This window comes from Pusillimonas sp. (assembly GCF_029263785.1).
Classification (GTDB): domain Bacteria; phylum Pseudomonadota; class Gammaproteobacteria; order Burkholderiales; family Burkholderiaceae_B; genus Pusillimonas.
Genome location: NZ_JAJUFE010000008.1, coordinates 47,245 through 70,941, shown reverse-complemented (window position 1 = coordinate 70,941; position 23,697 = coordinate 47,245). Strand labels below are relative to the sequence as shown.

At 57.2% G+C, this 23,697-nt stretch carries 17 protein-coding genes; 13 read left to right on the top strand and 4 right to left on the bottom strand.

Going from position 1 to position 23,697, the window contains the following annotated elements; all coding sequences use genetic code 11:
- Positions 1-41 precede the first annotated feature (41 nt).
- From Q1J88_RS04240 to Q1J88_RS04230, 3 genes are all read left to right on the top strand, one after another.
- Positions 42-2,300: a prolyl oligopeptidase family serine peptidase gene (locus Q1J88_RS04240; RefSeq protein ID WP_301116301.1), complete on the top strand. Its 2,259-nt coding sequence runs from the start codon at positions 42-44 to the stop codon at positions 2,298-2,300.
- Positions 2,301-2,456: 156 nt separating this feature from the next.
- Entirely contained in the window at positions 2,457-4,058 is a 1,602-nt protein-coding gene (locus Q1J88_RS04235) for an ABC-F family ATPase (RefSeq protein ID WP_301116300.1), read from the top strand.
- Between the two features lie 22 nt (positions 4,059-4,080).
- Positions 4,081-4,662 (top strand): YigZ family protein, encoded by a 582-nt coding sequence (locus tag Q1J88_RS04230; RefSeq protein WP_301116299.1) that lies wholly within the window; start codon positions 4,081-4,083, stop codon positions 4,660-4,662.
- A gap of 12 nt (positions 4,663-4,674) precedes the next feature.
- Here Q1J88_RS04230 and trxA read toward each other — a convergent pair whose 3' ends face one another.
- Positions 4,675-5,052, bottom strand: a complete 378-nt coding sequence (trxA, locus tag Q1J88_RS04225) for a thioredoxin (RefSeq protein ID WP_301116298.1) — start codon at positions 5,050-5,052, stop codon at positions 4,675-4,677.
- Between the two features lie 149 nt (positions 5,053-5,201).
- A complete protein-coding gene (locus tag Q1J88_RS04220; protein ID WP_301116297.1) occupies positions 5,202-6,500 on the bottom strand; it encodes an NCS2 family permease in 1,299 nt (432 codons plus the stop codon).
- A gap of 103 nt (positions 6,501-6,603) precedes the next feature.
- Here Q1J88_RS04220 and tsaD point away from each other — a divergent pair, with 103 nt between their 5' ends.
- On the top strand, positions 6,604-7,653 hold the full coding sequence (gene tsaD, locus Q1J88_RS04215) for a tRNA (adenosine(37)-N6)-threonylcarbamoyltransferase complex transferase subunit TsaD (RefSeq protein WP_301116296.1): 1,050 nt from the start codon (positions 6,604-6,606) through the stop codon (positions 7,651-7,653).
- 107 nt (positions 7,654-7,760) lie between these two features.
- Here tsaD and plsY read toward each other — a convergent pair whose 3' ends face one another.
- Entirely contained in the window at positions 7,761-8,447 is a 687-nt protein-coding gene (gene plsY, locus Q1J88_RS04210; protein WP_301116295.1) for a glycerol-3-phosphate 1-O-acyltransferase PlsY, read from the bottom strand.
- Between the two features lie 140 nt (positions 8,448-8,587).
- Between plsY and surE the strand changes: the two genes are divergently transcribed.
- The 6 genes from surE (at position 8,588) to rlmD (ending at position 13,956) form a co-directional block, all read left to right on the top strand.
- Complete coding sequence (gene surE / locus Q1J88_RS04205; protein WP_301116294.1) at positions 8,588-9,334, top strand: 5'/3'-nucleotidase SurE; 747 nt, start codon at positions 8,588-8,590, stop codon at positions 9,332-9,334.
- A 110-nt stretch (positions 9,335-9,444) separates the two neighbouring features.
- Entirely contained in the window at positions 9,445-10,152 is a 708-nt protein-coding gene (locus Q1J88_RS04200; RefSeq protein ID WP_301116306.1) for a protein-L-isoaspartate(D-aspartate) O-methyltransferase, read from the top strand.
- Positions 10,153-10,176: 24 nt separating this feature from the next.
- The gene (locus Q1J88_RS04195) at positions 10,177-10,965 is read left to right on the top strand and encodes a peptidoglycan DD-metalloendopeptidase family protein (protein WP_301116293.1); all 789 of its coding nucleotides are present in this window, start codon (positions 10,177-10,179) and stop codon (positions 10,963-10,965) included.
- Positions 10,962-11,738, top strand: a complete 777-nt coding sequence (locus tag Q1J88_RS04190) for a 3'-5' exonuclease (RefSeq protein ID WP_301116292.1) — start codon at positions 10,962-10,964, stop codon at positions 11,736-11,738. Before Q1J88_RS04195 ends, Q1J88_RS04190 begins: the two co-directional genes overlap by 4 nt.
- Before the next feature lie 90 nt (positions 11,739-11,828).
- On the top strand, positions 11,829-12,449 hold the full coding sequence (locus Q1J88_RS04185) for a hypothetical protein (RefSeq protein WP_301116291.1): 621 nt from the start codon (positions 11,829-11,831) through the stop codon (positions 12,447-12,449).
- 160 nt (positions 12,450-12,609) lie between these two features.
- Positions 12,610-13,956, top strand: a complete 1,347-nt coding sequence (gene rlmD / locus Q1J88_RS04180; protein WP_301116290.1) for a 23S rRNA (uracil(1939)-C(5))-methyltransferase RlmD — start codon at positions 12,610-12,612, stop codon at positions 13,954-13,956.
- Here rlmD and Q1J88_RS04175 read toward each other — a convergent pair.
- Positions 13,898-17,536, bottom strand: a complete 3,639-nt coding sequence (locus Q1J88_RS04175; protein WP_301116289.1) for an AAA family ATPase — start codon at positions 17,534-17,536, stop codon at positions 13,898-13,900. The two genes, rlmD and Q1J88_RS04175, sit on opposite strands and share 59 nt — an antisense overlap.
- Before the next feature lie 158 nt (positions 17,537-17,694).
- On the opposite strand from Q1J88_RS04175, the gene Q1J88_RS04170 reads away from it, so the two are divergent.
- From Q1J88_RS04170 to Q1J88_RS04160, 3 genes are all read left to right on the top strand, one after another.
- The gene (locus Q1J88_RS04170; protein ID WP_301116288.1) at positions 17,695-17,904 is read left to right on the top strand and encodes a hypothetical protein; all 210 of its coding nucleotides are present in this window, start codon (positions 17,695-17,697) and stop codon (positions 17,902-17,904) included.
- Between the two features lie 219 nt (positions 17,905-18,123).
- Positions 18,124-22,005, top strand: coding sequence for a filamentous hemagglutinin N-terminal domain-containing protein (locus Q1J88_RS04165; protein ID WP_301116287.1), 3,882 nt, complete (start codon positions 18,124-18,126; stop codon positions 22,003-22,005).
- A gap of 1 nt (position 22,006) precedes the next feature.
- Positions 22,007-23,683, top strand: coding sequence for a ShlB/FhaC/HecB family hemolysin secretion/activation protein (locus tag Q1J88_RS04160; RefSeq protein ID WP_301116286.1), 1,677 nt, complete (start codon positions 22,007-22,009; stop codon positions 23,681-23,683).
- Positions 23,684-23,697 lie beyond the last annotated feature (14 nt).

Here is a 23,697-nt window from a genome sequence, read left to right as displayed (position 1 = left end):
TTGATATAAGATGGGCTTTTTTTACTCGACAGGAGTAATGAATGGCCCGTTTTGGCTCTTTCCTGGCTTCGTTAGTTGTCCTGGTACTGGTTGGCTGTAGCAGTGGTTCCGGCAGCGATGACCCGCCACCGCCAAGGTTGGCCTATCCGGAAACAGCCGCGGGTTCTGACAGCGATACCTATTTTGGTCACACTGTGGCCGACCCTTATCGCTGGCTTGAAAATATCCGAAACCAGGATACCGAAAGATGGGTGCAGGCACAGAATGCCTTTGCTCTGGACTATATTTCGGCACTGCCTGATTATCGGGCGGTGGCCCAACGCATTGCACCCTGGTTCGGCACCGTCGATGGGCCCCTGCCTCAAAGCACGCGTGATGCCGTTCAGCGACAACGAAAAGAAACACTGCGCATCGAAGGTGAAGAAGGCGCAGACGGTCGCCTGTACTATCAGCGTCAGGTATGGAAGCGCCAATATCATCAACGGATTCCTGGCACGAACCCTGACTTCGTCTCGGTCGACAACAAGATCTATGTATCGACCGACGCGACGGCCTCAGACAAGGACGAGGTCCTGGTTGACGTCAATTCGTTCCGCGTCGATCCGGATGACGTGATTGAGCTTCTGGGTCATCGGGTATCGCCCGACAGCAGGTATCTGGCCTATCTTATGCGGCGAAATTTTTCTGACCTTTTCGAGCTGCATGTGGTCAGCCTTTCCGATCCATCGCACATCCTGCTGCAAATTCCGCATGTGTTTTCATCCGAGTTCGAGTTTTATAACGATGGCGTCATCTATGCGGTTCCGCGAGACGTTATCGATGCACATGTTTCTCCGGTTACTTTCCAGGCGCTTTACTATCAGGCGTTCGATGGCAGCGAACCCGAACTCTGGCTTCAGGGCGAGGAATTCGATCTGATATATGGCGCGTTCCTGCACGAAGGGCAGCTGTACATCAATATCGGTACCGATATGCTAAGCGCCTATTGGCGGCTGGATCCGGCGCGCCCCGACCTGGGCGCACAGCCGTTTCTGGATGTGCGGGCACAACAACGCTCGTTCAGCTATTTGGGGCAAAGTCCCGATGATCCCGCCAAAATGATTTTCGCCACGACCCTCGACTCGGCGTTTCATAGGGTCATCGAGGTCGATCCTGCAAACCCTGCTGCAGCGAACTGGCGTGAGATACTTCCGCTGGCGCAGGGCGAGCCGGTGTACGTTAACGAGGTCAGTATCTGCGGCTCAGACTTCGTCGCAGAGCATCTGGTCGAGGGCAGCAGCAGGCTGTTTCATTACAGCGCCGACGGCGTGCACGAGATTGAGCTTCCAGAAATCGGTGCGGTCTCCAACATGCGCTGCACTGTTACGGGCAGTCAAGTCGTGCTGGACTTCATTCATTCCTCGCTGGTTCAACCGGCAGTCCAATATGTATATGACCTTGGTTCGCATATCGTGACGACAGCACTGGTTGAGCACTATAAAGGCTACGACCCGGAGCTGTACGAAACAAAACGTATTTGGGTCACAAGCAGCGCAGGGGCCAGGGTACCGGTATACCTTGCCCACAAGAAGGGGCTGCAACCCACCGGCGACATCCCCGTCCTGATATACAGCTATGGTGGTTTTCTGGTTCCGGTAACGCCGCGTTTCGACATGCGGGCCATCCCACTACTCGAGGCCGGGGGCATATTCGCTATAGCGCAGCTTCGCGGGGGGGCTGAGTTTGGTGTCGAGTGGTACGACGACGGCCGGCTGTTGAACAAGCAAAACACATACAACGACCTTGTTGCGGTGGCCGAGCATCTCATTGAATCCGGCTGGACCCGTGCCGGGAAGCTTGCTTTGCTGGGTGAGTCAAACGGTGGCACCACGACCGCGGCGGCATCGCTGCAAAGGCCCGATTTGTTCGGTGTGGCGTTTCCATTTGTGGGTGTGCACGACCTTGTGCGGTATGACAAGTTTACGGCGGGGCACTCCTGGCACGGAGACTACGGCCAGGTAACTGACGAAGTGCAGTTCAAGAATCTGATGACCTTTTCGCCGCTGCATAATGTCAGGTCAATGGCTTATCCGCCCATGTACGTGCTGACAAGTAAAACCGATGCCCGCGTCGTGCCGGCCCACAGCTACAAGTTCGCGGCCACCTTGCAAAATACCGCTACAGGTACCAACCCGTATCTGCTCTATGCTTTTCCAAAGGACAGCCATAGTTTTGACCAGCACCAGCAGGCGGCACTGACGTTTCTGTGGACGGCATTTTTCTATCATATGGGTGTGTCATACCGGGACGTAAAACCGTGAAATAACGGTGTTTTTGGCGTCGGTGCCGCCAAAATTGATACACTAGACCATTACGTTCGAACATGGATGGGCCTTGCAGGCCCATCTTTCATTGCGCGCATCCGCCCGGAAGCCAGGCGCATCCCTTCTCTTTACTTAATCGCATTCAGGTTTCAATTGATCACCACCGCAAACCTCACTATTCAGTTTGGACCCAAACCCCTTTTCGAAAACGTCAACGTCAAGTTTGGCGAGGGCAACCGCTATGGCCTGATTGGCGCCAACGGATCAGGCAAATCGACCTTCATGAAGATCATCGGGGGCGACCTCGAGCCCACGGGTGGCAGCGTGTCGCTCGATCCGGGCGTGCGCCTGGGCAAATTGCGGCAGGATCAATTCGCATACGAAGACGTACGTGTTCTGGATGTGGTCCTGATGGGGCACGAAGAAATGTGGCAGGTCATGACAGAGCGCGATGCGATCTACGCCAATCCGGACGCAACTGAAGAAGACTACATGAGAGCGGCGGACCTCGAGGCAAAATTCGCCGAATACGATGGATACACGGCCGAGGCGCGTGCCGGCGAATTGCTGCTGGGCCTTGAGATTCCCACTGAACAGCACGATTTGCCCATGCGTGAGATTGCGCCCGGCTGGAAGCTTCGTGTGCTGCTGGCACAAGCGCTGTTTTCGAACCCCGATGTGTTGTTGCTGGACGAACCCACCAACAACCTGGATATCAACACTATTCGCTGGCTCGAGAACGTGTTGAACGGCTACGACAGCACGATGATCATTATCAGCCATGATCGTCACTTCCTGAATCAGGTCTGCACTCACATGGCCGACCTTGATTACCGGGAGCTGCGGGTGTACCCGGGAAACTACGACGACTACATGCTGGCTGCAGCCCAGGCGCGTGAGCGTATTTCGGCAATGAACGCCAAGGCCAAGGAGCGGGTTGCCGAACTGCAAGACTTTGTCAGGCGCTTTGCCGCAAACAAGTCCAAGTCGCGTCAGGCTACTTCGCGCCTCAAGCAGATTGACCGCATCAAATCAGAGACCGTGCAGGTCAAGCCGTCTTCCCGGCAAAACCCATATATCCGGTTTGAACAGAACAAGGTCATGCACCGCCTTGCCGTCACGATCGACAACATCAGCAAGACGTATGATGAGCCGGTCATCCGTTCGTATTCGGCCATGATCGAAGCCGGTGAAAAAGTGGCCATCATCGGCGCCAACGGTGTCGGCAAGACCACGCTGCTGCGCATGCTGGCCCAAGACCTGCAACCCGACTCGGGCAGCGTGAAATGGTCCGATGCGGCAGACCTTGGCTACATGGCCCAGGACGTCTCGGACCAATTCGAGACGGACACCAATGTATTCGACTGGATGGCAGAGTTCCGGCAGCCCGGCGACGACGATCAGGCCATTCGCGCTGTACTGGGTCGTTTGTTGTTCTCGGCCGACGATATCGTGAAGCCGGTAAAGGTCCTGTCGGGTGGTGAGAAAAATCGCATGAGCTTCGGACGCCTGATGCTGGGCCGACACAATGTCATGTTGCTTGATGAGCCCACCAACCACCTGGACATGGAGTCAATCGAATCGTTGCAGTACGCGCTCGAAAAATATGAAGGTACGCTGTTTTTTGTTTCGCATGACCGCGAATTCGTGTCAGGGCTTGCAAGTCGTGTCGTCGAAATACTGCCCACAGGCGAAATCATCGATTATCGTGGCAATTACGACGACTATCTCGAGTCACGCGGACTCGCAAGCTGACGTCTGACAGACCGTCTTGCCCATGCTCTACACGCTTGAGTCGTTGTATTCCTACGAAGAAGAAATCAAGAAGAGCCGCTTTCTTGCGCTGGCGGGCCCGGTCGAATCTCCGGAAAGCGCTCTGGATTTCGTTGCGAAGCACAGCGTTGCGTCGGCAACGCATAACTGCTGGGCCTATCGCATAGGCGACACATATCGCTTCAATGACGACGGTGAGCCGGGAGGTACGGCCGGTCGGCCCATGCTGCAGGCGATCGAGGGCCAGCAGTGCGATCAGGTCGTCGTGCTTGTCATTCGGTGGTTCGGCGGCATCAAGCTCGGCTCAGGCGGGCTGGTGCGGGCGTACGGCGGCGTGGCAGCGCAATGCCTGAGGCTGGCGCCCAAGATACCCATCGTAAACCGGACGATTCTGCAATGCCATTGCCCCTTCGCCGACATGGCACTGATACGTTCGAAGTTTGGCACGTACGATGTAGACGTGGCTGCCGAAGAATTCGATGCTCAGGGTGTTGCCTGGCGTCTGGCCTTGCCCGTCGAGCAGGCAGAGGCCTTCAGCCGGCTATTCATTGACCTGACTCGCGGTCAGGGTCGTATCGATCAATAAAGCATCGGACGCTTACTGCGCGTTGCCCTGGTTCTGCTGTTGCGCAATTTCTGCATGGACCTGGGCCATGTCAAGATTCTTCACCTGGGTGACGAGTTCTTCGAGCTGCCCTTCGGATAGCGCGCCCGCCTGATTGAACAGCATGACGCGCTCACGGAAAACCATCAGCGTGGGTATTGAGCGAATCTGAAGGGCCGTGGCGAGCTCTTCCTGTTCTTCAGTGTTGATCTTGGCGAAGGTGACGTCTTCGTGTTGCCCGGCGACCTTCTCGAACGTTGGACCGAATGTGCGGCAAGGGCCACACCAAGGCGCCCAGAAATCAATGATCAAGGGCTTGTCGCTTTCGATGGCTTCCTGGAAGGTCTCTTTGGTCAGTTCAATAGTGCTCATGGATGTCCAGATAAAAAAAGCGGCCTATCTGAAGAGAGGCCGCCAGTTGTAAAAAGTAATGCGTTGGACACCAGTGTACATTTTTTTTGCCGCAAGGCCACCCCCCGACGGAGAATGCCCTGCGGCGATGACGCGTCAGTCGTCAGCTTTTATTCCGGATAAAAAGCATATTTGATGACGAACAGGATTGCCACAATAAGCGTGGCGGGGTGAATCTGACGGAAGCGCCCGGTGATCGCCTTGATGACGACGTAGCTGATAAAGCCAAACGCCAGGCCGTTTGCGATGGAGTAGGTGAATGGCATGATCAGTGCGGCGATGGCAGCGGGAGCGGCCTCGGTTACGTCTTGCCAGTCGATATCGGCCACTTCACGCAGCATCAGGCCTGCCACATAAAGCAGGGCCGGCGCTGTTGCGTAGCCTGGTACTGAGCCAGCCAGCGGCGAGAACATCAGGGCCAGCAGGAACAGGACGGCTACGGTCAATGCCGTAAGACCGGTGCGTCCGCCGGCTTGCACGCCCGAAGCGCTTTCGATGTAGGCCGTGGTGCTGCTGGTACCCAGGAGCGAACCGCCAACGATGGCGGCACTGTCGGCAAACAAGGCGCGGCCCAGGCGGTTGGGCTTACCTTCGGGGATCAGGTTCGCGCGCTTGGCAACGCCAATCAGCGTGCCCGTGGCGTCAAATACTTCGACCAGCACCAGTACAAGAATGACGTGCACGATACCGACGTGCAGTGCACCCATGATGTCCAGTTGCAGGAAAGTCGGTGCCAGGCTGGGTGGTGCCGAAAACACGCCCTGGAACTCGCTGTGGCCGGTAATCATCGACAGAACGGTGATGGCTACGATGCCGATCAGGATGGCGCCGCGTACCTTGAGCGCATCCAGGGCAGCGATGAGGAAGAAGCCCAGTATGGCGAACACTGTGGCCGGAGCGGTCAGGTCGCCCAGGCCAACAATGGTCGCTTCGTTGGCAACCACGATTCCTGCGCCGGCAGGCCCCAAGGCGATGATGGCCAGGAACAGACCGATACCCGCGGCGATGGCCGAGCGCAGCGACTTGGGAATGCCCTCGATCAGCCACGAACGTACGCCAGTAACGGTTAGAATGACAAAGATTACTCCGGAGATGAATACTGCACCCAGAGCCTGTTGCCACGTGAAGCCCATTGCCCCGACAACTGTAAAGGCGAAGAAAGCGTTCAAGCCCATACCCGGCGCCATGCCGATGGGCCAGTTGGCGACGAAGGCCATGATCAGTGTGCCTAAAGCAGCTGCCAGGCAGGTAGCCACAAAGACTGCGCTGTGTTCCATACCCGTCGTAGACAGGATGGCCGGGTTCACGAAGATGATGTAGGACATCGTCAGGAAGGTCGTGATCCCCGCCAATATTTCTGTACGGGCAGTTGTATTGTGCTCGTTCAGTTTGAAGAGTTTTTCTAGCATTTGGCTCATCCCCAAAAAGCGGTTTGGTTTTATGACTTATTGATTCTGGTCCAACAGCCCGCATTCTACGGCTCTTTTGCCTTTAGTTGTACATTTGCTCACTATGATTATTCTTGGATACGAGAGTTCTTGCGACGAAACAGGTGTTGCTGTGGTGTCCACACAGCATGGTTTGCTCGCGCACCGCCTGCACAGTCAGATAGCCATGCACCGTGAATACGGCGGGGTTGTACCCGAATTGGCATCGCGAGACCACATCCAGCGCGTACTGCCTCTTACCAGGGAGACCTTGCAGGCTGCGGGGCTCACACTCGACCAGGTAGATGCAATTGCCTACACGGCGGGTCCAGGCCTTGCAGGAGCCTTGCTGGTGGGCGCCAGCGTCGCCCGTTCCATGGCGTGGGCGCTTCAATTGCCGGCCATTCCTGTCCATCATCTCGAAGGCCATCTGCTGTCGCCGCTGTTGGCCGAACCCGCGCCGGCGTTTCCTTTCGTGGCGCTGTTGGTCTCTGGTGGTCATACACAGCTGATGAAGGTCGAAGGGGTGGGGCAGTACGAGCTGCTAGGTGAGACGCTCGATGACGCAGCCGGAGAAGCGTTCGACAAGTCTGCAAAATTGCTGGGTTTGGGCTATCCGGGGGGGCCGGCTTTATCCAACCTGGCACGGCAGGGCAGAGCCGACGCCTTTGATTTGCCGCGCCCGATGCTGCACAGCCCCGATCTCGATTTCAGTTTCAGCGGCCTCAAGACGGCGGTCCTGACCCGCATGAAGGCGCTGGAGCGACAGGCCGGTGGTCTCTCTGAAACTCAGCGCGCCGATCTGGCTGCTGCTACCGAGGCGGCAATTGTCGACGTGTTGGCCGGCAAGGCAATCAAGGCGTTGAAACGCAGCCGACTGAACCGCCTGGTGGTGGCCGGTGGCGTCGGGGCGAACGGTCCTTTACGAAAAAAGCTGCTTGACGCGGTGCGGTTGATGAACGGAGAGGTTTTTTTCCCGCCACTCGATTTGTGTACGGACAACGGTGCCATGATCGCGTATGCGGCGGCAATGCGTGTACAGGCCGGCCTGGTCAATCTCGACGTCAACAACCATTCGTTTACGGTGCGTCCTCGATGGGAGCTTGCAGAACAGTCCAGTACGGCTGCAGCCTGACGCTCCCGCGCTGTCGCAGCCTAAAGCTCTACAGGCTGTCGCAGCCTAGAGCCCCACACGCTTTTGCAGCCTAGAGCCCCATACGCTGCCCAGGGGCAGGCGGGCGTTTATTTGCGTGCGGCTCTGCGTTGATGGCTCTTTTGGGCTGGATGGTTATCTTTTCGGGCACCGATGCGGTCTTCTTTGCCCGCCAGCAGACGCGCAATATTGGCCTGATGTCGAAAGCATAGCAGCACGCTGATCACGATGATGCAAAGACACAGGAAGCCGCTGAACCGCCATGCCACTCCACCTCCGAACAGATAATACAGGGGGGCGAATATGGCGGCGATTACTGCGGCCAGCGAGGAGTAGCGGGTGGCGAACGCAACAATAATCCAGGTTGCGACAACCGCCAGGGCCAGCAATGGCTGGAATCCAAGCAAGACACCGAGCGCTGTTGCAACGCCTTTGCCTCCGCGGAACTTCAGGAATATAGGATAAAGGTGGCCCAGGAAAACGGCGATTCCTGCCAGTCCTGTCGTGTAGGAAGGCAAATGCCATTCGTTCGTGAAAACGACTGCCAGCCATACGGCAAGCCAGCCTTTCGCAGCATCGCCAAGCAGAGTGAGAGCAGCGGCAGCCCGATTTCCGGTTCGCAGTACATTGGTCGCACCCGGGTTCCTTGAGCCATAGCTGCGAGGGTCCTTTAGACCCATTGCGCGACTGACCACGACGGCAAAGGGAATCGAGCCCAACAAGTAGGCCAGAACCAGAAGCACGACGCTTACCAGCGTCAGGGAAATCGACGACATGAAACAGGGCTCCATAGGACTGCGGGCACAGGCCCAGCCGGCTTTCGGCGCGGGCAGGCTTGATTCTACCCCGCGTACTCAAAACGTTAAAACGAGCAGGTACAATTGGCTACGTTCAGTTGAGTTTTCTGGAAGCAACAATGCGCATTTTGGTGTCCAACGACGATGGTTATAACGCCGAGGGCATTGAAGCCCTGGTGTCTGCCTTGAAGGGACTGGGTGAGCTGACCATCGTGGCACCCGAGACAAACTGCAGCGGGGCGTCAAATTCACTCACCCTCAACAGGCCGCTGTCGGTGCGGCAAGCACCGAATGGTTTCTACTTTGTCAATGGAACTCCCTCCGATTGCGTCCACATCGCCCTCACCGGCCTGCTCGATTTTCGTCCGGATCTTGTCGTTTCGGGAATCAATAATGGCGCAAACATGGGTGATGATACGCTCTATTCGGGTACCGTTGCGGCGGCAACAGAAGGCTATCTTTTTGGCATTCCCGCCATTGCGTTCTCTTTGGTAAAAAAAGGGTGGGAGCATCTCGATTCGGCCGCGCGCGTGGCACGTCAGGTTGTCCAAAGGCATATTGCCGAGCCGCTTGCCGGCAACACCTTGCTCAATGTAAATATCCCGGCCGTGCCCTACGAAGCGTTGCAAGGGTTTACTGTTACGCGTCTGGGCAAGCGACACCCATCCGAGCCGGTCGTGAAAAGCAGCACGCCTTACGGAGACCCCGTGTACTGGATCGGCCCCGTCGGGCTGGTTTCCGACTCGGCGGCTGACACCGACTTTGGCGCCATCGAGCAGCATGCGGTTTCCATTACCCCTCTAAGGCTCGATCTCACGCACTACGAACAGATTTCCCATGTCAAGACGTGGGCCGCTCCGCTATGACCAAGCCGGTTAACCGATTTCCGTTTCCCGCCGGAACCACCAATCGCTTTGGGCGCTCCAGTCTGGGTGGCGGACCATCGACTACAAATAGCAATGCGCGGATCGCAACGATGCCAGGCCGCCTTTCCACTCCTGCGACGCCAGTCCGCCCTGTCGTACAAGCCACTGCCAATCTGGGCCTGAACTCCGACCGTCAGCGTGTTGTCATGGTGCAAAGGTTGCGTAACCAGGGCATACAAGATGAAAGAGTTCTTTCCGCGATGATGGCTGTTCCCCGTCATATTTTCGTGGATGAAGGCCTTGCCAGCCGTGCTTATGAAGATGCCGCCTTGCCAATTGGTTACGGACAGACAATATCGCAGCCTTGGGTGGTCGCCCGCATGATTGCTGCGCTGTGCGAAGAGCGCGTTCCCTCCAAAGTGCTCGAGGTGGGAGCCGGATGCGGGTATCAGGCCGCAGTTTTGGCGCAGTTGGTCAAGGAAGTTTATGCAGTCGAGCGGATTCGCGGCCTGTTCGATATGGCTCGATTCCATCTGCGGACGCTTCGCCTGTCTGGTCGAGTCCGGCTATCATTCGGCGATGGCATGCTGGGTTTGCCCGGCAACGGACCATTCGACGGTATTATTGTGGCTGCAGCGGGTATTAAAATCCCCCAAGCATTACTCGAGCAACTTGCAGTGGGCGGGCGGCTGATTGCACCCGAAGGCGAGACGACCCAGCGCCTGGTACTCATCGAGCGCACCGGGCCAGCATCCTGGAAGCGCCAAGAGCTCGAAGCAGTCCGATTTGTCCCGTTGCGTCCGGGAACGCAGACATAAAGTTACTGGTTTTAGGAGATCCGTATGCACTCAGCGACGTCCTCGTCAGTCGTCACCCCTTCGATTCAGTCACGGCACGGTCAACACACCGCCTTGATTGCGTCGCTGCTGGCTGTGGCGATGTTGGCGGGCTGTGCGTCCAGAACCTCTCGGGCGCCGGTTACTGATATGTCGGGCGGGCAAACATCCACCGCGCCTGCTACCGGAACCTATGTCGTAAAGCCCGGTGACACGCTTTACCAGATTGCCCAGCGGCATGGCATGGATGTTGCCACGCTGGTAAGCCTCAATAATATTTCTGATCCCAGTCAGTTGCGTATTGGTCAGACATTGCGTCTTTCCAGCTCGACGCCGGCGCCTTCTACGCCTCCGGCAACAGCCACGCCGGTTGCCGTGACGCCCGTTGAGCCGTCTGCACCTCCGACGCCAAGCCGTGCTTCCGATGCCAACCTCATATCGTGGGACTGGCCCGCCAACGGCAAGATTATCCAGGGTTTCAATGCCAATACCAAAGGCATTGATATCGAAGGTAAGGTAGGTGACCCTGTGGTCGCCGCAGCGGCCGGCAAGGTCATGTATGCCGGCAACGGGGTGCGCGGTTTGGGCAATCTCATTTTGCTTGGTCACAGCAACGGCTTCATTACGGCTTATGCGCACAACGACAAGCTCCTGGTTGAGTCCGGCGCGACCGTCAAGAAAGGCGACAAGATTGCGTTGCTTGGTCAGACCGACACCAGCTCCCCACGCCTGCATTTCGAGATCCGTCGCAGCGGTACGCCTGTCAATCCCTTGTCGTATTTGCCGGCTCGATGACACCCACCCTTGTCTTTGATCTGGAAACCATCCCGGACGCCCAGGGTCTTCGAACATTGGGCGAGTACGATCCGTCACTGACCGATGAACAGGTCATCGAAGCCGCGCTTCAGGCGCGGCTCGAAAGTCACGGTACCGATTTCCTGCCCCTTCACCTGCACAAGATCGCAGTGGTGGGCTGTGTGTTTCGTGATGACAATGGCTTTCGAGTCCGGACCCTGGGACAGGCGGACGATCCGGAGTCGGTTCTGATCAGCGGATTTTTCAAGACGATCGAGCGCTACACGCCGCGATTGGTCAGCTGGAATGGGTCGGGGTTCGATCTGCCTGTTCTTCATTACCGCAGTCTCATTCACGGTGTGCCGGCGCCCCGGTACTGGGACATGGGCGATGACGATCGCGACTTCAAATTCAATAACTACATCAGTCGCTACCACAATCGTCATATCGACCTGATGGACCTGTTGGCCAAATACAATGGTCGCGCCAATGCCCCGTTAGATGACCTGGCCAAGCTCTGCGGCTTTCCCGGCAAGCTGGGGATGGACGGCGGCCAGGTATGGAGGGCATGGGCAGACGGCAAGGCAGACGAAGTCCGTGCGTATTGCGAGACTGATGTTGTGAACACCTGGCTGGTGTATTGCCGCTTTCGTTTCTTGCGGGGTGAGCTCGATCAGGCTGCCTACGAGGCCGAAGTGGACCTGGTGCGTGAAACCTTGTCTGCCAGCGATGCGCCACACTGGAAAGAATACATGGCGGTGTGGAACGCCTGAAATCACCTGAAAAAACTTGCCCGGCGATGAAATAGTTTCGAAATCGCCTGGCAGACACAATGGCTTCACCAATTCAACAAGGAAGTCATCATGCATAAAACCAACTCCTCTATCGCTATCAAACTTGCAGCCATTGCAGCTGCCGTTTCCCTGAGCGGTGTGGCGCTGGCACAGCCAAGCACTGCCACGCCTGCAGGTCCAGCCGTTGAGCAAAGCGGCCAGTCACCTGACGCAAAACGTCACTCGCACCGCTCACACAAGCATGGGCATATGCATCGGCACCATTTTCAAAAGGCTGCGCTAGTGGTTCCCGGTTATGGTGCGCTGAGCGAAAAGGCTGTAGAAACACTTAAGTTGAATGAAGCTCAGGTCAAACTTGTGGAAGAGGCGCGGGAAGCGCAGAAGGCCCAACGCAAGAATCACTTTGCATCGCTGAAGGAGCAGCGTGCCGAGCGCCTGCAGGCCCTGAAAGACGGAAAACTCGACCCCAAGGCCGCGTTGGAGCAATCGCAGGAAAAGCGCAAGGCCATGCTGGACCAACACGACAAAACCGCTGCCAAATGGCTGGCGGTGTGGGATTCGCTGGATGATGGACAGCGCAAGCAGGTAGCACAACAGTTTGCCGAAAAGGCCGAGAAGCGTGCCGAGCGCATTAAGAAGCACGCGGAGCGTCGTGCCGGCCAAGAGAAGACGCAAGAAGCGGCGTCCTGATTCGATTCGCCCAAGCTTTAATCTGTACAAGAGACCGGTGCCATATCAATTGGCGCCGGTTTTTTTAATCCGTTTTCAGAGTTTGCATCATGACGGCAAGACGGCGGCAGACCGGCTACTTTACAATTCGCTGCTGAGCTTTGGCGACCTATTCATTTTTATGTTTGAAATATTTGAAGTTGAATCCATGGACCTGGAGGCGCGCGGGGTCGCGCATCAGGACGGAAAAGTCGTGTTCGTCGACGGAGCGTTGCCCGGGGAAAGAGTGATCGCTCGCATTGCGCGCCGTAAACCTTCATTCGATGTTGCACGTACCGAGCAGATACTTCGGTCGTCTTCGCAGCGTGTCGACCCACCGTGTGCGTACTTTGGCCAGTGCGGAGGCTGTGCAATGCAACACTTGCGGCCCGAGGCACAGGTGGCAGTCAAACAGCGGGTGCTGGAAGATGCGCTTGGACATATCGGCAAGGTTCGTCCGGAGCACGTCCTGAGTCCCATGCACGGACCGACCTGGGGCTATCGGTATCGTGCGCGCTTGTCCGTGCGTCTGGTGGCCAAGAAGGGTGGTGTACTTGTGGGATTTCGGGAAAAGCGAGGCAGTTACGTGGCTGATATGGACCACTGTCTTGTTCTGCCCCGACAAGTTTCTGATCTCTTGCGGCCCCTGCGAAATCTGATCGGGGATTTGAGTGCGCCAAAAAGCATTCCGCAGATTGAAGTGGCCGTGGGGGATGAGGGCACGGCGTTGCTGTTGCGGCATATGGAGCCATTGAGCGCTAGCGACATCGAGCTGTTGCGTGAGTTTGCGGCCCGCCATGCGGTGATGTGGTGGCTGCAGCCTAAAGGCATAGATACCGTCCACCCTCTGGAGCGATTGGACGATGAACGTCTGGCCTACCATTTGCCCGAGTTTGGCTTGCGAATGGCGTTTCGACCCACTGATTTCACGCAGGTGAACAGTCAGGTCAACCGGATGCTGATCTCCCGAGCGCTGGGCTTGCTTGAACTTCAACCACATGAGCGCGTGGCCGATCTTTTCTGTGGGCTTGGTAATTTCACGTTGCCACTGGCAACCCGCGTTCGGGAGGTGGTGGGCGTGGAAGGAAGCCAAGCCTTGGTGGACAGGGCTACCGAAGCGGCGGCACAAAATGGTCTGGCAGATCGGGCCACGTTCTCTGTCCTGAACCTGTTCGAGGTGGATGAGGACTGGCTGCGAAGCTTGGGGCGCTTTGACCGCATGCTGATCGATCCGCCACGAGAAGGCGCCGAGGCGGTTTCACGGGCCTTGGCGGCAATGGCACCTTACGAACGGCCGGTAAGGCTCGTCTATGTTTCGTGTAACCCGGCAACATTGGCGCGCGATGCCGGCATACTGGTCCGCGAAGGTGGTTATCGCCTGAGCGCCGCAGGAGTGATCAATATGTTTCCACACACCGGCCATGTGGAATCTATTGCTGTGTTTGATGGGCCAGACGCTCCCGGCGCATCTCCAGCAAAAGAGAACTGAAGAACGCTTCGTCTACCTGGCGAGCGACTTTCAGGCCTTTGTTTACCGTGCGCAATTGTTCTGCTCGGCGTCCGAGCAAGCCATAGGCTTCGGCCAGCGTGTGAAAGAACATGACGGCAACGCCTGGCATGACTTTTTGAATGGCGTGCAGGCTGGAATTGAGGCGGGTAATGCCGGACGGATTGCGATCATACGCCTGCTTCCACGCCAGCAGCATGTCGGCAACACCTTTCCAGATGGCGATGGTGTGTCGCGAGGACTCGCGCCGCAGTTCATTCACGTATTGCATGGCTCGGGGAATATTGCGCTGGAAGCGATGGAGCATTGCCGCGAAGGCAAGCGCAAAGCACAGCGTATCAGGGTTGTCAGAGGCCCGGGCCAAATACAGGGATTTTCTGCTGGCTGCAAGAGCCTTTTCGTTGCGTCCCAAGCGCCATAAGGCCCAGGAAAGGTGCGCCAGACTGGTCACCCGAGGATCCAGGCCCTCTGATGCGTCGCGTGCATTGCCGATGGGTTGGTTAAGTGCTGCCTGGGCAAACCGGCATGCGTCTTCAAGGCGATCGGTCCAGAGAGAGATGTTTGTCGCTGCGGAGTATGCCTGTGCCAGCAGGTAGGGATCAGCACTTTCCTGGGCCAGATGCATCAATCGCTCGGTGAGCTCCCACGATTTTTTAAAGCTCGACCCCTTTCGTGAGCTGGATACCATCCAGAGGCCCCATATGATCTCGAACCGCTGGTGAATCGGTACATTTTCGTGGCACAGATCCATGGCGCGATCGTAGACTTCAACGGCTTCTTCTGAACCATAACCACGCAACAAAAGTAAAGCCCGACCCAGGGTGAGCAGCAGTTCAAGCTCCAGGTTTCGTTTGTCGGCACTTTTCGGTAAGTGCGGCACGAGTGCCAGCCCTGCCTGAAGTTCGTCGACCGCCTCGGTGCCGGCACAGACCCGCAGCGCCCGGCGCCCAGCCAGAAGGCGCCAGGGCAACGCGGCGCGAGTGTCACCACCCAAGGTGTAATGGCGCGCCATTTCGCCCGGTTGCTGAGCCGCTCGCTGGGCGTAATGAAGCTCAAATGCGCGAGCGACCTTGAGGTGAGCCGCCCGCAGGTCGGGGGCGATCTGAGTCTTGTAGGCAGCTTCCTGAATCAGGGCGTGATGGAACTGATACATGTCGCCTGACGGAAGCGCTGCAATCAGTCGCGCGGCAATCAGTTCGTTCAGGGCGTCGTCCAGTTCTTTGGTTGCAAGTCCGCTGATTCGCTGGAGCAGCGTTTTATCGAATGTACGTCCAAGGGTCGCGGCGAGCTGCAGAAGGCGTCGCGCGTGTGGAACGGTGTCAAGTCGGGCCAACAGAAGGTAGTGCAGAGTCAATGGGATCTCGTCTGCAGATTCTCGGCTGTATCGTGCCATCTGCTCCGCGTAAAGAGGAATCCCATCGGCGCGACGCACGATCTGGTCAACGGCTTCACGAGAGAGGCCCGCTTCGCTGGCTCGTACAAGCCTCGCGATGTGTTCGTCCTTTAATGGTGCCAGCTTCAGGACGGCACTCTGGTCGAGCCACGAAGGATTGAACTCCGGGCGTGCCGTTACCAGAGTAAATAACGCCAGTTTGTCGTTCCTGTGTACCAGGCGCTCAAGCAGGTCGAGGCTGGTGACGTCCAGCCATTGCGCATCTTCAATCAGCAACAACAGGGGATGCCTCAGGGCCATGCTGTCCAGCATGATCAGCAGCATGTCCAGGGTTTGGAGTTTTCGTTGGCGCGGCGAGAGTACGGGAGAATCCTCGGTTGCTATCGAAAGCATGGACATCAACAGCGGAGCGGCTTGTTTGGCAATAGCGGGGTGGTGTTGCTCGAGATAATGGATAAGCGCATGTTGTTGTTCGGCGAGCGTGGCATCGACCGAGATGTCCATGACCGAACGTAGCAGGCCAATAACCGGATATAGCGGGGAATGCTGGTGCTCGGGATAGCAATGCAGGTGTCGTATTACCGCTGGGCTTGTCTCTACCCAGCGGCGCAGGGCGTCAGCAAGATGGGTCTTGCCCATTCCCGGTTCGCCGCTAATCACCAGAAACTGCGGATGGCTTGCGCAAGCGCGCTCCCACAATTCTTTTAACCGGCGCAATTCCGCCTTCCGCCCGATCAATTCTGTTGCGGGACTCGGCGATGCGACATTTCGGACCGTCGAGGATACTGGTGTTGAAAGCTTGAAAACCGGCACTGAAGAGCTTGCAACGCCGCTGTTGCCGGGTATCGAAACCGGTTTGAGCGCTTCGAGGTCGAACTTGCTCGGCAGCAAGGCGCGGGTTGTTTCACTGAGGGCGATACCGCTTTTTTGCAGCCGGGTGCAAAGACGCCATGCTGTGGCAGTGACATCGCCAACTATGTCAGGCAACGCTGGGTCAAAACCCGCCAATATGATTCCGGTATGGATGCCGGCGCGAAACCGATAGCGGCCTACGAAGTGCCTTTGCAATTCAAGTGATGCCTGAACTGCCAGTTCGCCGGCGTGTTCGGAGGCCTGCGGATAGCCTATATAGGCGTAAAGAAATCCACCTTGACCCAGGCTAAGATGGCCGGCATGGCGTCGCAATATCGTTGCGCATAGTGAACGCGCCTGGGCCAGAAGTTCTGGGGCGTCGGCGTAGGTATCAGTAGGTTGATCGATATGACAGCAGAGGATTGTTGCCTGGCGGCGCCCCATGGACACATCGGCGACCGGCACCGGGGAGGGGGTAACGGGTGAGATTTCTTCGCGAGGCTCGATTTCTCTTTTATGAATATGCTCAAAAAGCGAATGCGTCGTTTGTTCGGGTTCGACGTTGAGGTCTCTGGCCAGATTGTCACGGTAGGCGTCGTATAGCGTTTCGGCGGTGCCGTGTTGCCCCGCAATTGCCAACAGGCGCATGTGCTCACGGTGCCCCGCTTCATTCCAGGGCTCTAACCGTACGCAGCGTTGCGCGTACGCGATGGCCGGACCCAGACGTCCAAGTGCCTCATAGGCGTTGCGTAAACGCTCCGAGTAGGAAAATGCGCGTCCCAGCAGGCTTTGCCGCTGAGCGTCGAGCCAAACATCGAAGTCGGGAGCATCGGCAAGTTCGATGCCGGCCAGCAATTCTCCTTGGTAAGCATCAGCACGATTCTTCAGACGCCCAAGGCAGCGATCGCAAGGCGGAGACATTGGAGCTGTCGGGCAATCCGGGCAGGTGGGGAACTGCTCGGTGAGCACCTTTACATCGACAGAACATACTTCGGGGACATGAACGAAGCGGGCGGAATCGCGATCAGCATGAAGAAGTGCGTCAGCGTGGGACGAAAAGAACTGGCGCAGGTAGTAAAGACTTTGCCGCAGGTTGGTGCGTGCAGCGTCGGCAGTCAGGGACGGCCATAGCAGGGCGGCCAGCTGTTCGCGCGAATGACTGCGTTCCCCCTCCAGGATGAGGTAGGCCAGCAAGGCAATGACCTTGTCATAGCGCTTGCCTTGCCAGGGGGCGCCGGCCCGCATGAGGCGAGCTTCTCCGAGCAACTGAATGGAGATTGGCGGACCGGCCTGATAGGAGGGATCATTAGGCTGCATTGTGGCTTACGCGTGGCTTACGCTGCTTTGATCAAATCAGTCGAACTGTAAGTTTCCTGTGAACTTCTTAACCAAGCATAACGCGCGAAAGACGTCCCGGCCAGCCAGAAAACGTCTATCTCGCACGGTCGCAAATCAACTTTAGTACACGAGAAGCCATGAATATTTCGTCCCACACCATCGAAACCCTGCATCACATCACTGCCCAGGACGCCTCGCTGTTGGATGAGCTGTACGCTGTGCGTTCGCTCGACCAGGCAGTCGAGCTCGTGGTGGATTCTGCGCGCCGGCTACGTATTGCGATAGACCGGGGCGAAGTCGCCTCGTACCTGGAGAGCTCAGTGGCGGGGTCTGAAACTCCGAACTGATGTCGCGCAGTTCACGCGACATACAGTTACACCATCAGAACCCTCGCCGGCACCCTCGCTGGCAGGGTTTTTTTGTATCAAAATTAATTAATCTATGTTTTGTCTTCAATAATAAATAAAATAAGACCAAACATTACGATACGTGTCAGGCTTGGTAGCAATCGCTGGATTCGGTTTCGCTGTTTGCATCAAACTTTCCGGCGCGACTTTGCATCGACCATGCCTGAGTTCCCGCTGCGAGAGATTTTTCTCGAGAAAAAGATGAATCGCGGATACCCGGCAGGTAGAAAACGATCACATTGGCTTGCATTGACGCTGTTTGCAGGCATGGCCCTGACAGCAGCTGTCAAGGCACAAAGTTTGCCCACAGGCGGGCAAATAGTAAGTGGGACCGGGGCTATCGGTACACCGCAGGACGGCACACTGGCCGTGGAGCAGTCCAGCTCACGCCTGGCCATAGATTGGCAGCAGTTCAATATTGGCGCCGGAAATACCGTCCGGTTCATGCAGCCCACAGCCGACTCTGTGGCACTGAACCGAGTCTTGGGTCAGGATCCGAGCCAGATCCTGGGCCAGTTGCAGGCCAATGGTCAAGTCTTTCTGGTGAACCCGAATGGCATCTTGTTTGGCCAGGATGCCCACGTTAACGTAGGCGCGCTGGTCGCATCCACATTGGACATCGCTCCTGCCGACTTCATGGCCGGTAACTACCAATTTCGAAGCAGGGATCCGAACGGTATAGCCGCTGCGGTGCTGAACCGGGGAACCATCACCGCAGCTGACGGTGGAGCCGTGGCACTGCTGGGGGGGCAGGTGCAGAACCAGGGGGTCATCCAGGCCAGGCTGGGGACAGTCGCCCTCGCCGCCGGAAGTGCAGCAACCCTCGATTTCGCCGGTGATGGTCTGCTGAAAGTGCAAATCGACGCCGCCGCCAAGGATGCGCTGGCCGAAAACGGAAACCTTATCCAGGCCGACGGCGGACAGGTGCTGATGACCGCCCATGCGTCCGATGCCTTGCTGAAAACTGTTGTAAACAATACGGGCGTCATAGAGGCGCGCACCCTGGAGAACCGTGCCGGGAAGATCGTGCTGCTAGGTGATTTATCAGGTGGAACCGTACAGGTCGGCGGGACGCTTGACGCCAGTGCGCCTGACGGTGGCGACGGCGGGTTTATCGAGACGTCGGGCAATGTGGTTCAGATTGACGAAGGTGTAAGCATTTTCACGCTCGCGCCCAACGGCAAGACAGGCACATGGCTGATAGATCCCCGGGATTTCACCATTGATTCGGGTGATGATGGCTGCGTTGATGATCCGGACTGCACCAGAATCAGTGCCTCGCTTCTTGGAACAATGCTTGACGGCACCAACGTCGTTATCGCGACGGCAGATGCGGGAGATGAACCGGGCAATATTTACGTAAACGCCGCAGTTAGCTGGAACTCGGTCCATACGCTCTCGCTGAATGCACATAACGATATCAACGTCAGCGAGTCCATTACGGCGTCCGGGGGTGGAGGCCTTGCCTTGAAGGCAGGACGCGATGTGTTGGTGAACGAACTCGTCAATATACAGGGGGATAAAGCCGCCCTTCTTGTCGAGGCGGGCCGACACATCGAAGTGAACTCGGAAATTAGGGTCGCCGCCCATGAAGCAGAGGTTAGCTTCGAGGCGGGGCAAGGGAGCGAAGGGGGGGGCAACATCACGATCGATGCTCCCATATACGTCACGGGCCCATCCGCCTTGCTGGATCTGAATGCCGAAGGCGAAATCCTGGTTCGTGATGAAGTTCGCATCACCGGAAGCGAATCCGAAATCCGTATGGGCGGCAGTCATATCAACGTGGGAAACGCCTCACGTAATGCACGTGTTCATATCGAGGGCGATGAAGCCAGCATTTCACTGACGGCGTGTGGGGCCGATTGCGGTACTGTCATCGTAAACGATGAAGTTTCCATTCGCGGTAATGAAGGCACCATAATCATCGGCGCCCAGGGCGGCATTTATACGGCAGGAAAAATCTCGATAGACGGTGATGGCCTGATCGGGCTCGCAGGCGGCCTTATCGATACTGCACAGGGGTCTGTCGTCGAGGTAAGGGGTGAGGGGTCTTCAGCGATTTCGCTGCTTGCCTGCGGATTCGCCGACTGTAGCGATGTGCAGCGTGGCGATGCCCCGATCGATCCGGGTACGGATCCCGACCTGAGGGCCGGCGACCTCGTGCTGGGCGGCGCTTTATCCATGGATAGTGCGAGCGGCGCAAGCGTCTTGTTGTTGGGCGCGAACGTGTTCGTCGAAGAAACTGCCGAAATCAATCTGGCCGGAGATTCAGTCGGACTGTTGGTCACTGCATGTGGCTATTCGTCCTGCCTGGATGTGGGCGACCCTATTGATGAGGTTTTCGACAATTCAGCAGCTTTGGCTGCATCACACAATGGAACGCTGGCCATCGCCGGGAATGTTTCAATGACAGCCGGCCAAACCAGCGCTCGGTTTGTAGGAAACGCTATGCAGCTTGATGCGTCACTTGCCGTACAAAGTGATGAAGCTGGCGCCGTTCTGTTCGCCGCAGACAAGCTGCAGATCAACGGCGCAGTCGATGTATCGGGCCAGACCGGGTTGATCCAGGCGTTTGCCAACGATATGCAGGTGAATAACGCCTTGACGCTTGACGGTACGGGCGGCGTGACACTGAGTGGGTCGAGCCTTATCGTGAACGACACCGTCATGGCCCGGGGCGATGACGTAATCATCAGTTTGAGCGTATGCAATTGCGTCGGCGATGATGGTGGTTTAGAGATCAATGGTGACATCGTTGCGCAAAGCGACAACGGAGCCATCGATATAAGCAGTGATCGGAACATCTTGCTCAACGGAAGGCTATCTGCCGAAGAAATTGCACTCGTTGCAGAGGGTGATGTCGTTTCGACGGCAGGTAGTGGCATTACCGCTACGAGGCTCAACGTTGCCAGCGTGGATGGCTCAGTATCACTGGATAAAGGCGCCCATAGCGTCGCTGCAATGCATGCATTTGCCAATGGGGATATTGCTTTCTCCAACAACGGCGATCTGGCATTGGGCCAAGCATGGATTTCAGGTGATGGAAACATTGCCATCCGTTCCACCGGTACCCTCGCCTTGATCGAAGTGCTGGATCACGATGGAGACCCTTTGTCCGGCACCGGCACGTTCCGCATTGACGGCAAAGGCGATATCGACCTGGTCGCGGCAGAGTCCTTTATCAATACGTTTGGCGCCAATGTGTTTGATATCAACCAGGGAAACTGGCGCATCTGGTCCAATGAGCCTGCTAGCGACTGGCTGGACGGACTGACCTACGATTTCAAGCAATACGATGCCATTTACGGCTCTGTTGTATTGGGAGAGGGTAACGGAGTGCTGTACGCATTTTCGCCTGTACTTGACGTCCGTCTGAAAGGCGACATCTCCAAGGTTTATGACGGTACAAACCGGGCTTCGGTAAGTGTCGATAACTTTGAGCTGCATGGGGTCCAGCAAGGAGACCACGTCCTTCTGTCTGGTGGAACAGGTCGCTACAGTGATCCGAACGCGGGCCAGGCCAAGACAGTAACCGTAGAGGGGCTGCAGTGGGCCGCACATGAAGTCGCGGGTGGGGCAAAGGTATACGGCTATCGGCTCAATACGCCTGTTGGCGACATTGGCGTCATCCATCCCCGTGAGATTACCGTAGCTGCCGACGACCTGCGCAAATATATGGGGCAATCGGACCCCGCGCTTACGTGGCGGCTTATCGATGGTCAGCTGGTGGGCACTGATCAGCTCACAGGGCTTCTGAATCGGGACGCCGGAGAGCTGCCCGGCAGTTACGCCATTCGTCGAGGTACCTTGACTGCGGGTGGCAACTATGCGCTCAGTTTTGTCGAGGGCCAACTGGTGGTGCTTGATCCCGCTGACGAGTTCAGTCAGTTGGGCGGGCCCTACCGTGCGGCGGTATTTTCAGCACACAACACTCCGCAGGGTCCCGCAGCCTTTGACAAGGATTACGACGACGCCAGTTCGGCAGGCTCTTCCATATACCTTATAGAAAATGGTGGGCTTCGCATGCCCGAGGAAATCTGATATGCAGTGGGTCAGTGGTTATCGGATGCTGTCAGGGTTGTTGCTGGCGATTTCATTGCCGTGTGCGCAGCAGGCGTATGCTCAGTCAGTGCTGGGTACCCCGGATGCCGGCCAGTCCATGCGCGAACTTGAGTCGCAGCCGCTTGATCTGCCCACCCAGCCTGAGGTCCCGTTGGATGTGCCTGAAGCCGAAACTCCGCACCGTAGCGACGGAGCAGCCACCCTGTTTGTAAAGAGCTTTGTCCTGGAAGGCAATACCGCAATTGCAGAAGAGGAGTTGTTGCCACTTCTGGATCATCTGAAGGGACGAGAGGTCACACTTGCCGATCTGGAGACCGGCGTCGCCAGGATCACTGCCTATTACCGCCAGCACGGACATGTGCTGGCGCGTGCCTACCTGCCACCGCAAGAGATCCGGCAAGGAGAGGTTCGCATTGCCATTCTCGAAGGCCGCTATGGCGAGGTGCTTGTCGACGATCAGGCGACAATGAAAGGCTGGGCGCTGTCCCCTCTGGATGATCTCAAGGCCGGCGATCCGGTGCACGCCCACACACTCGAGCGCAGTCTGTTGCTGGTCTCTGATCTGCCGGGTGTGTCAGTAGATGCCACTTTAAGTCCGGGGGCCAGTGTCGGTGCATCGAACCTGCACGTCAGTGTAAAGCCGGGGCAATTGGTAAGCGGTGTAGCCGAACTGGATAACTACGGCAGCAGGTATACCGGTCAGTGGAGGCTTGGAGGAACCCTGAACCTCAATAACCCGCTGGGTCTGGGCGATGCTGCCTCACTGCGGCTTATGGGCACCAACGAACGTCAAACCTATTATCGTGTGGCCTATCAGTTGCCTGTGGGCCCCTGGTCGACACGTGTGGGCGCCGCGTTCTCGAATATGTATTATGAACTGGCCCGGGATTTCGAGCCCCTGGATGCCTATGGCCGCGCGGGCATCGTCAGCGGATACGTGGTTCAGCCCCTGATCCGAAGCCGGGACCTCAACCTGTACGGTCAGCTCCAGTTCGACTACAAGCGCCTGCAAGACAAGATCGATCTGTTTGGCTTCGACACCTTGAAGCACTCGCGGGTATGGACGGCTTCGTTAACCGGGAATGTTCGCGACACAATCGGCGGTGGAGGAATAACATCCTTTGCACTTGCATACAGCGCCGGGCGTTTGAGCCTGAATGGCGCAATCGATCAGGCAATTGATGATCTGACAGCGCGGACATCCGGCAATTTCCATAAGCTGACAGCTTCGCTACTGCGCTTGCAGCGCTTGGGCGGAAAATTCAGTCTCTATTCACGACTGCAGGGTCAATGGGCCAATAAGAACCTGGACTCGTCTGAAAAAATGGGTATCGGTGGGGCCTATGCTGTTCGTGGCTACCCCCAAGGCGAGGCCAGCGGCGACCAGGGCTGGCTGGGCAGCATGGAGCTTCGTTATTCGTGGGCGCCGCCCTGGCATACGGGTGTGTTCGTCGATCACGGACAGGTCACCATCAACAAGAACCCGTGGTCAAGCGCCGATAATCGCCGCAGTCTTGGCGCAACTGGCCTGACCTTGGGTTGGGCTCAGTACGGATGGCAGTTCAATGCCGTGGCCGCATGGCGGCTTTCGTCCGGGTCGCGCAGCGACACCGATAAAAAGCCGCGTTTCTGGATGCAGCTGACCAAGAGCTTCTAGCTAACGGCAGAGAA

Coding starts and splice junctions, on each gene's coding strand:
- Q1J88_RS04240 (WP_301116301.1), top strand. CDS start 42: ATGGCCCGTTTTGGCTCTTTCCTGGCTTCGTTAGTTGTCCTGGTACTG.
- rlmD (WP_301116290.1), top strand. CDS start 12,610: ATGTTTGAAATATTTGAAGTTGAATCCATGGACCTGGAGGCGCGCGGG.
- Q1J88_RS04160 (WP_301116286.1), top strand. CDS start 22,007: ATGCAGTGGGTCAGTGGTTATCGGATGCTGTCAGGGTTGTTGCTGGCG.
- Q1J88_RS04185 (WP_301116291.1), top strand. CDS start 11,829: ATGCATAAAACCAACTCCTCTATCGCTATCAAACTTGCAGCCATTGCA.
- Q1J88_RS04165 (WP_301116287.1), top strand. CDS start 18,124: ATGCCTGAGTTCCCGCTGCGAGAGATTTTTCTCGAGAAAAAGATGAAT.
- Q1J88_RS04170 (WP_301116288.1), top strand. CDS start 17,695: ATGAATATTTCGTCCCACACCATCGAAACCCTGCATCACATCACTGCC.
- Q1J88_RS04220 (WP_301116297.1), bottom strand. CDS start 6,500: ATGCTAGAAAAACTCTTCAAACTGAACGAGCACAATACAACTGCCCGT.
- Q1J88_RS04175 (WP_301116289.1), bottom strand. CDS start 17,536: ATGCAGCCTAATGATCCCTCCTATCAGGCCGGTCCGCCAATCTCCATT.
- Q1J88_RS04195 (WP_301116293.1), top strand. CDS start 10,177: ATGCACTCAGCGACGTCCTCGTCAGTCGTCACCCCTTCGATTCAGTCA.
- Q1J88_RS04200 (WP_301116306.1), top strand. CDS start 9,445: ATGCCAGGCCGCCTTTCCACTCCTGCGACGCCAGTCCGCCCTGTCGTA.
- plsY (WP_301116295.1), bottom strand. CDS start 8,447: ATGTCGTCGATTTCCCTGACGCTGGTAAGCGTCGTGCTTCTGGTTCTG.
- tsaD (WP_301116296.1), top strand. CDS start 6,604: ATGATTATTCTTGGATACGAGAGTTCTTGCGACGAAACAGGTGTTGCT.
- surE (WP_301116294.1), top strand. CDS start 8,588: ATGCGCATTTTGGTGTCCAACGACGATGGTTATAACGCCGAGGGCATT.
- Q1J88_RS04230 (WP_301116299.1), top strand. CDS start 4,081: ATGCTCTACACGCTTGAGTCGTTGTATTCCTACGAAGAAGAAATCAAG.
- Q1J88_RS04190 (WP_301116292.1), top strand. CDS start 10,962: ATGACACCCACCCTTGTCTTTGATCTGGAAACCATCCCGGACGCCCAG.
- trxA (WP_301116298.1), bottom strand. CDS start 5,052: ATGAGCACTATTGAACTGACCAAAGAGACCTTCCAGGAAGCCATCGAA.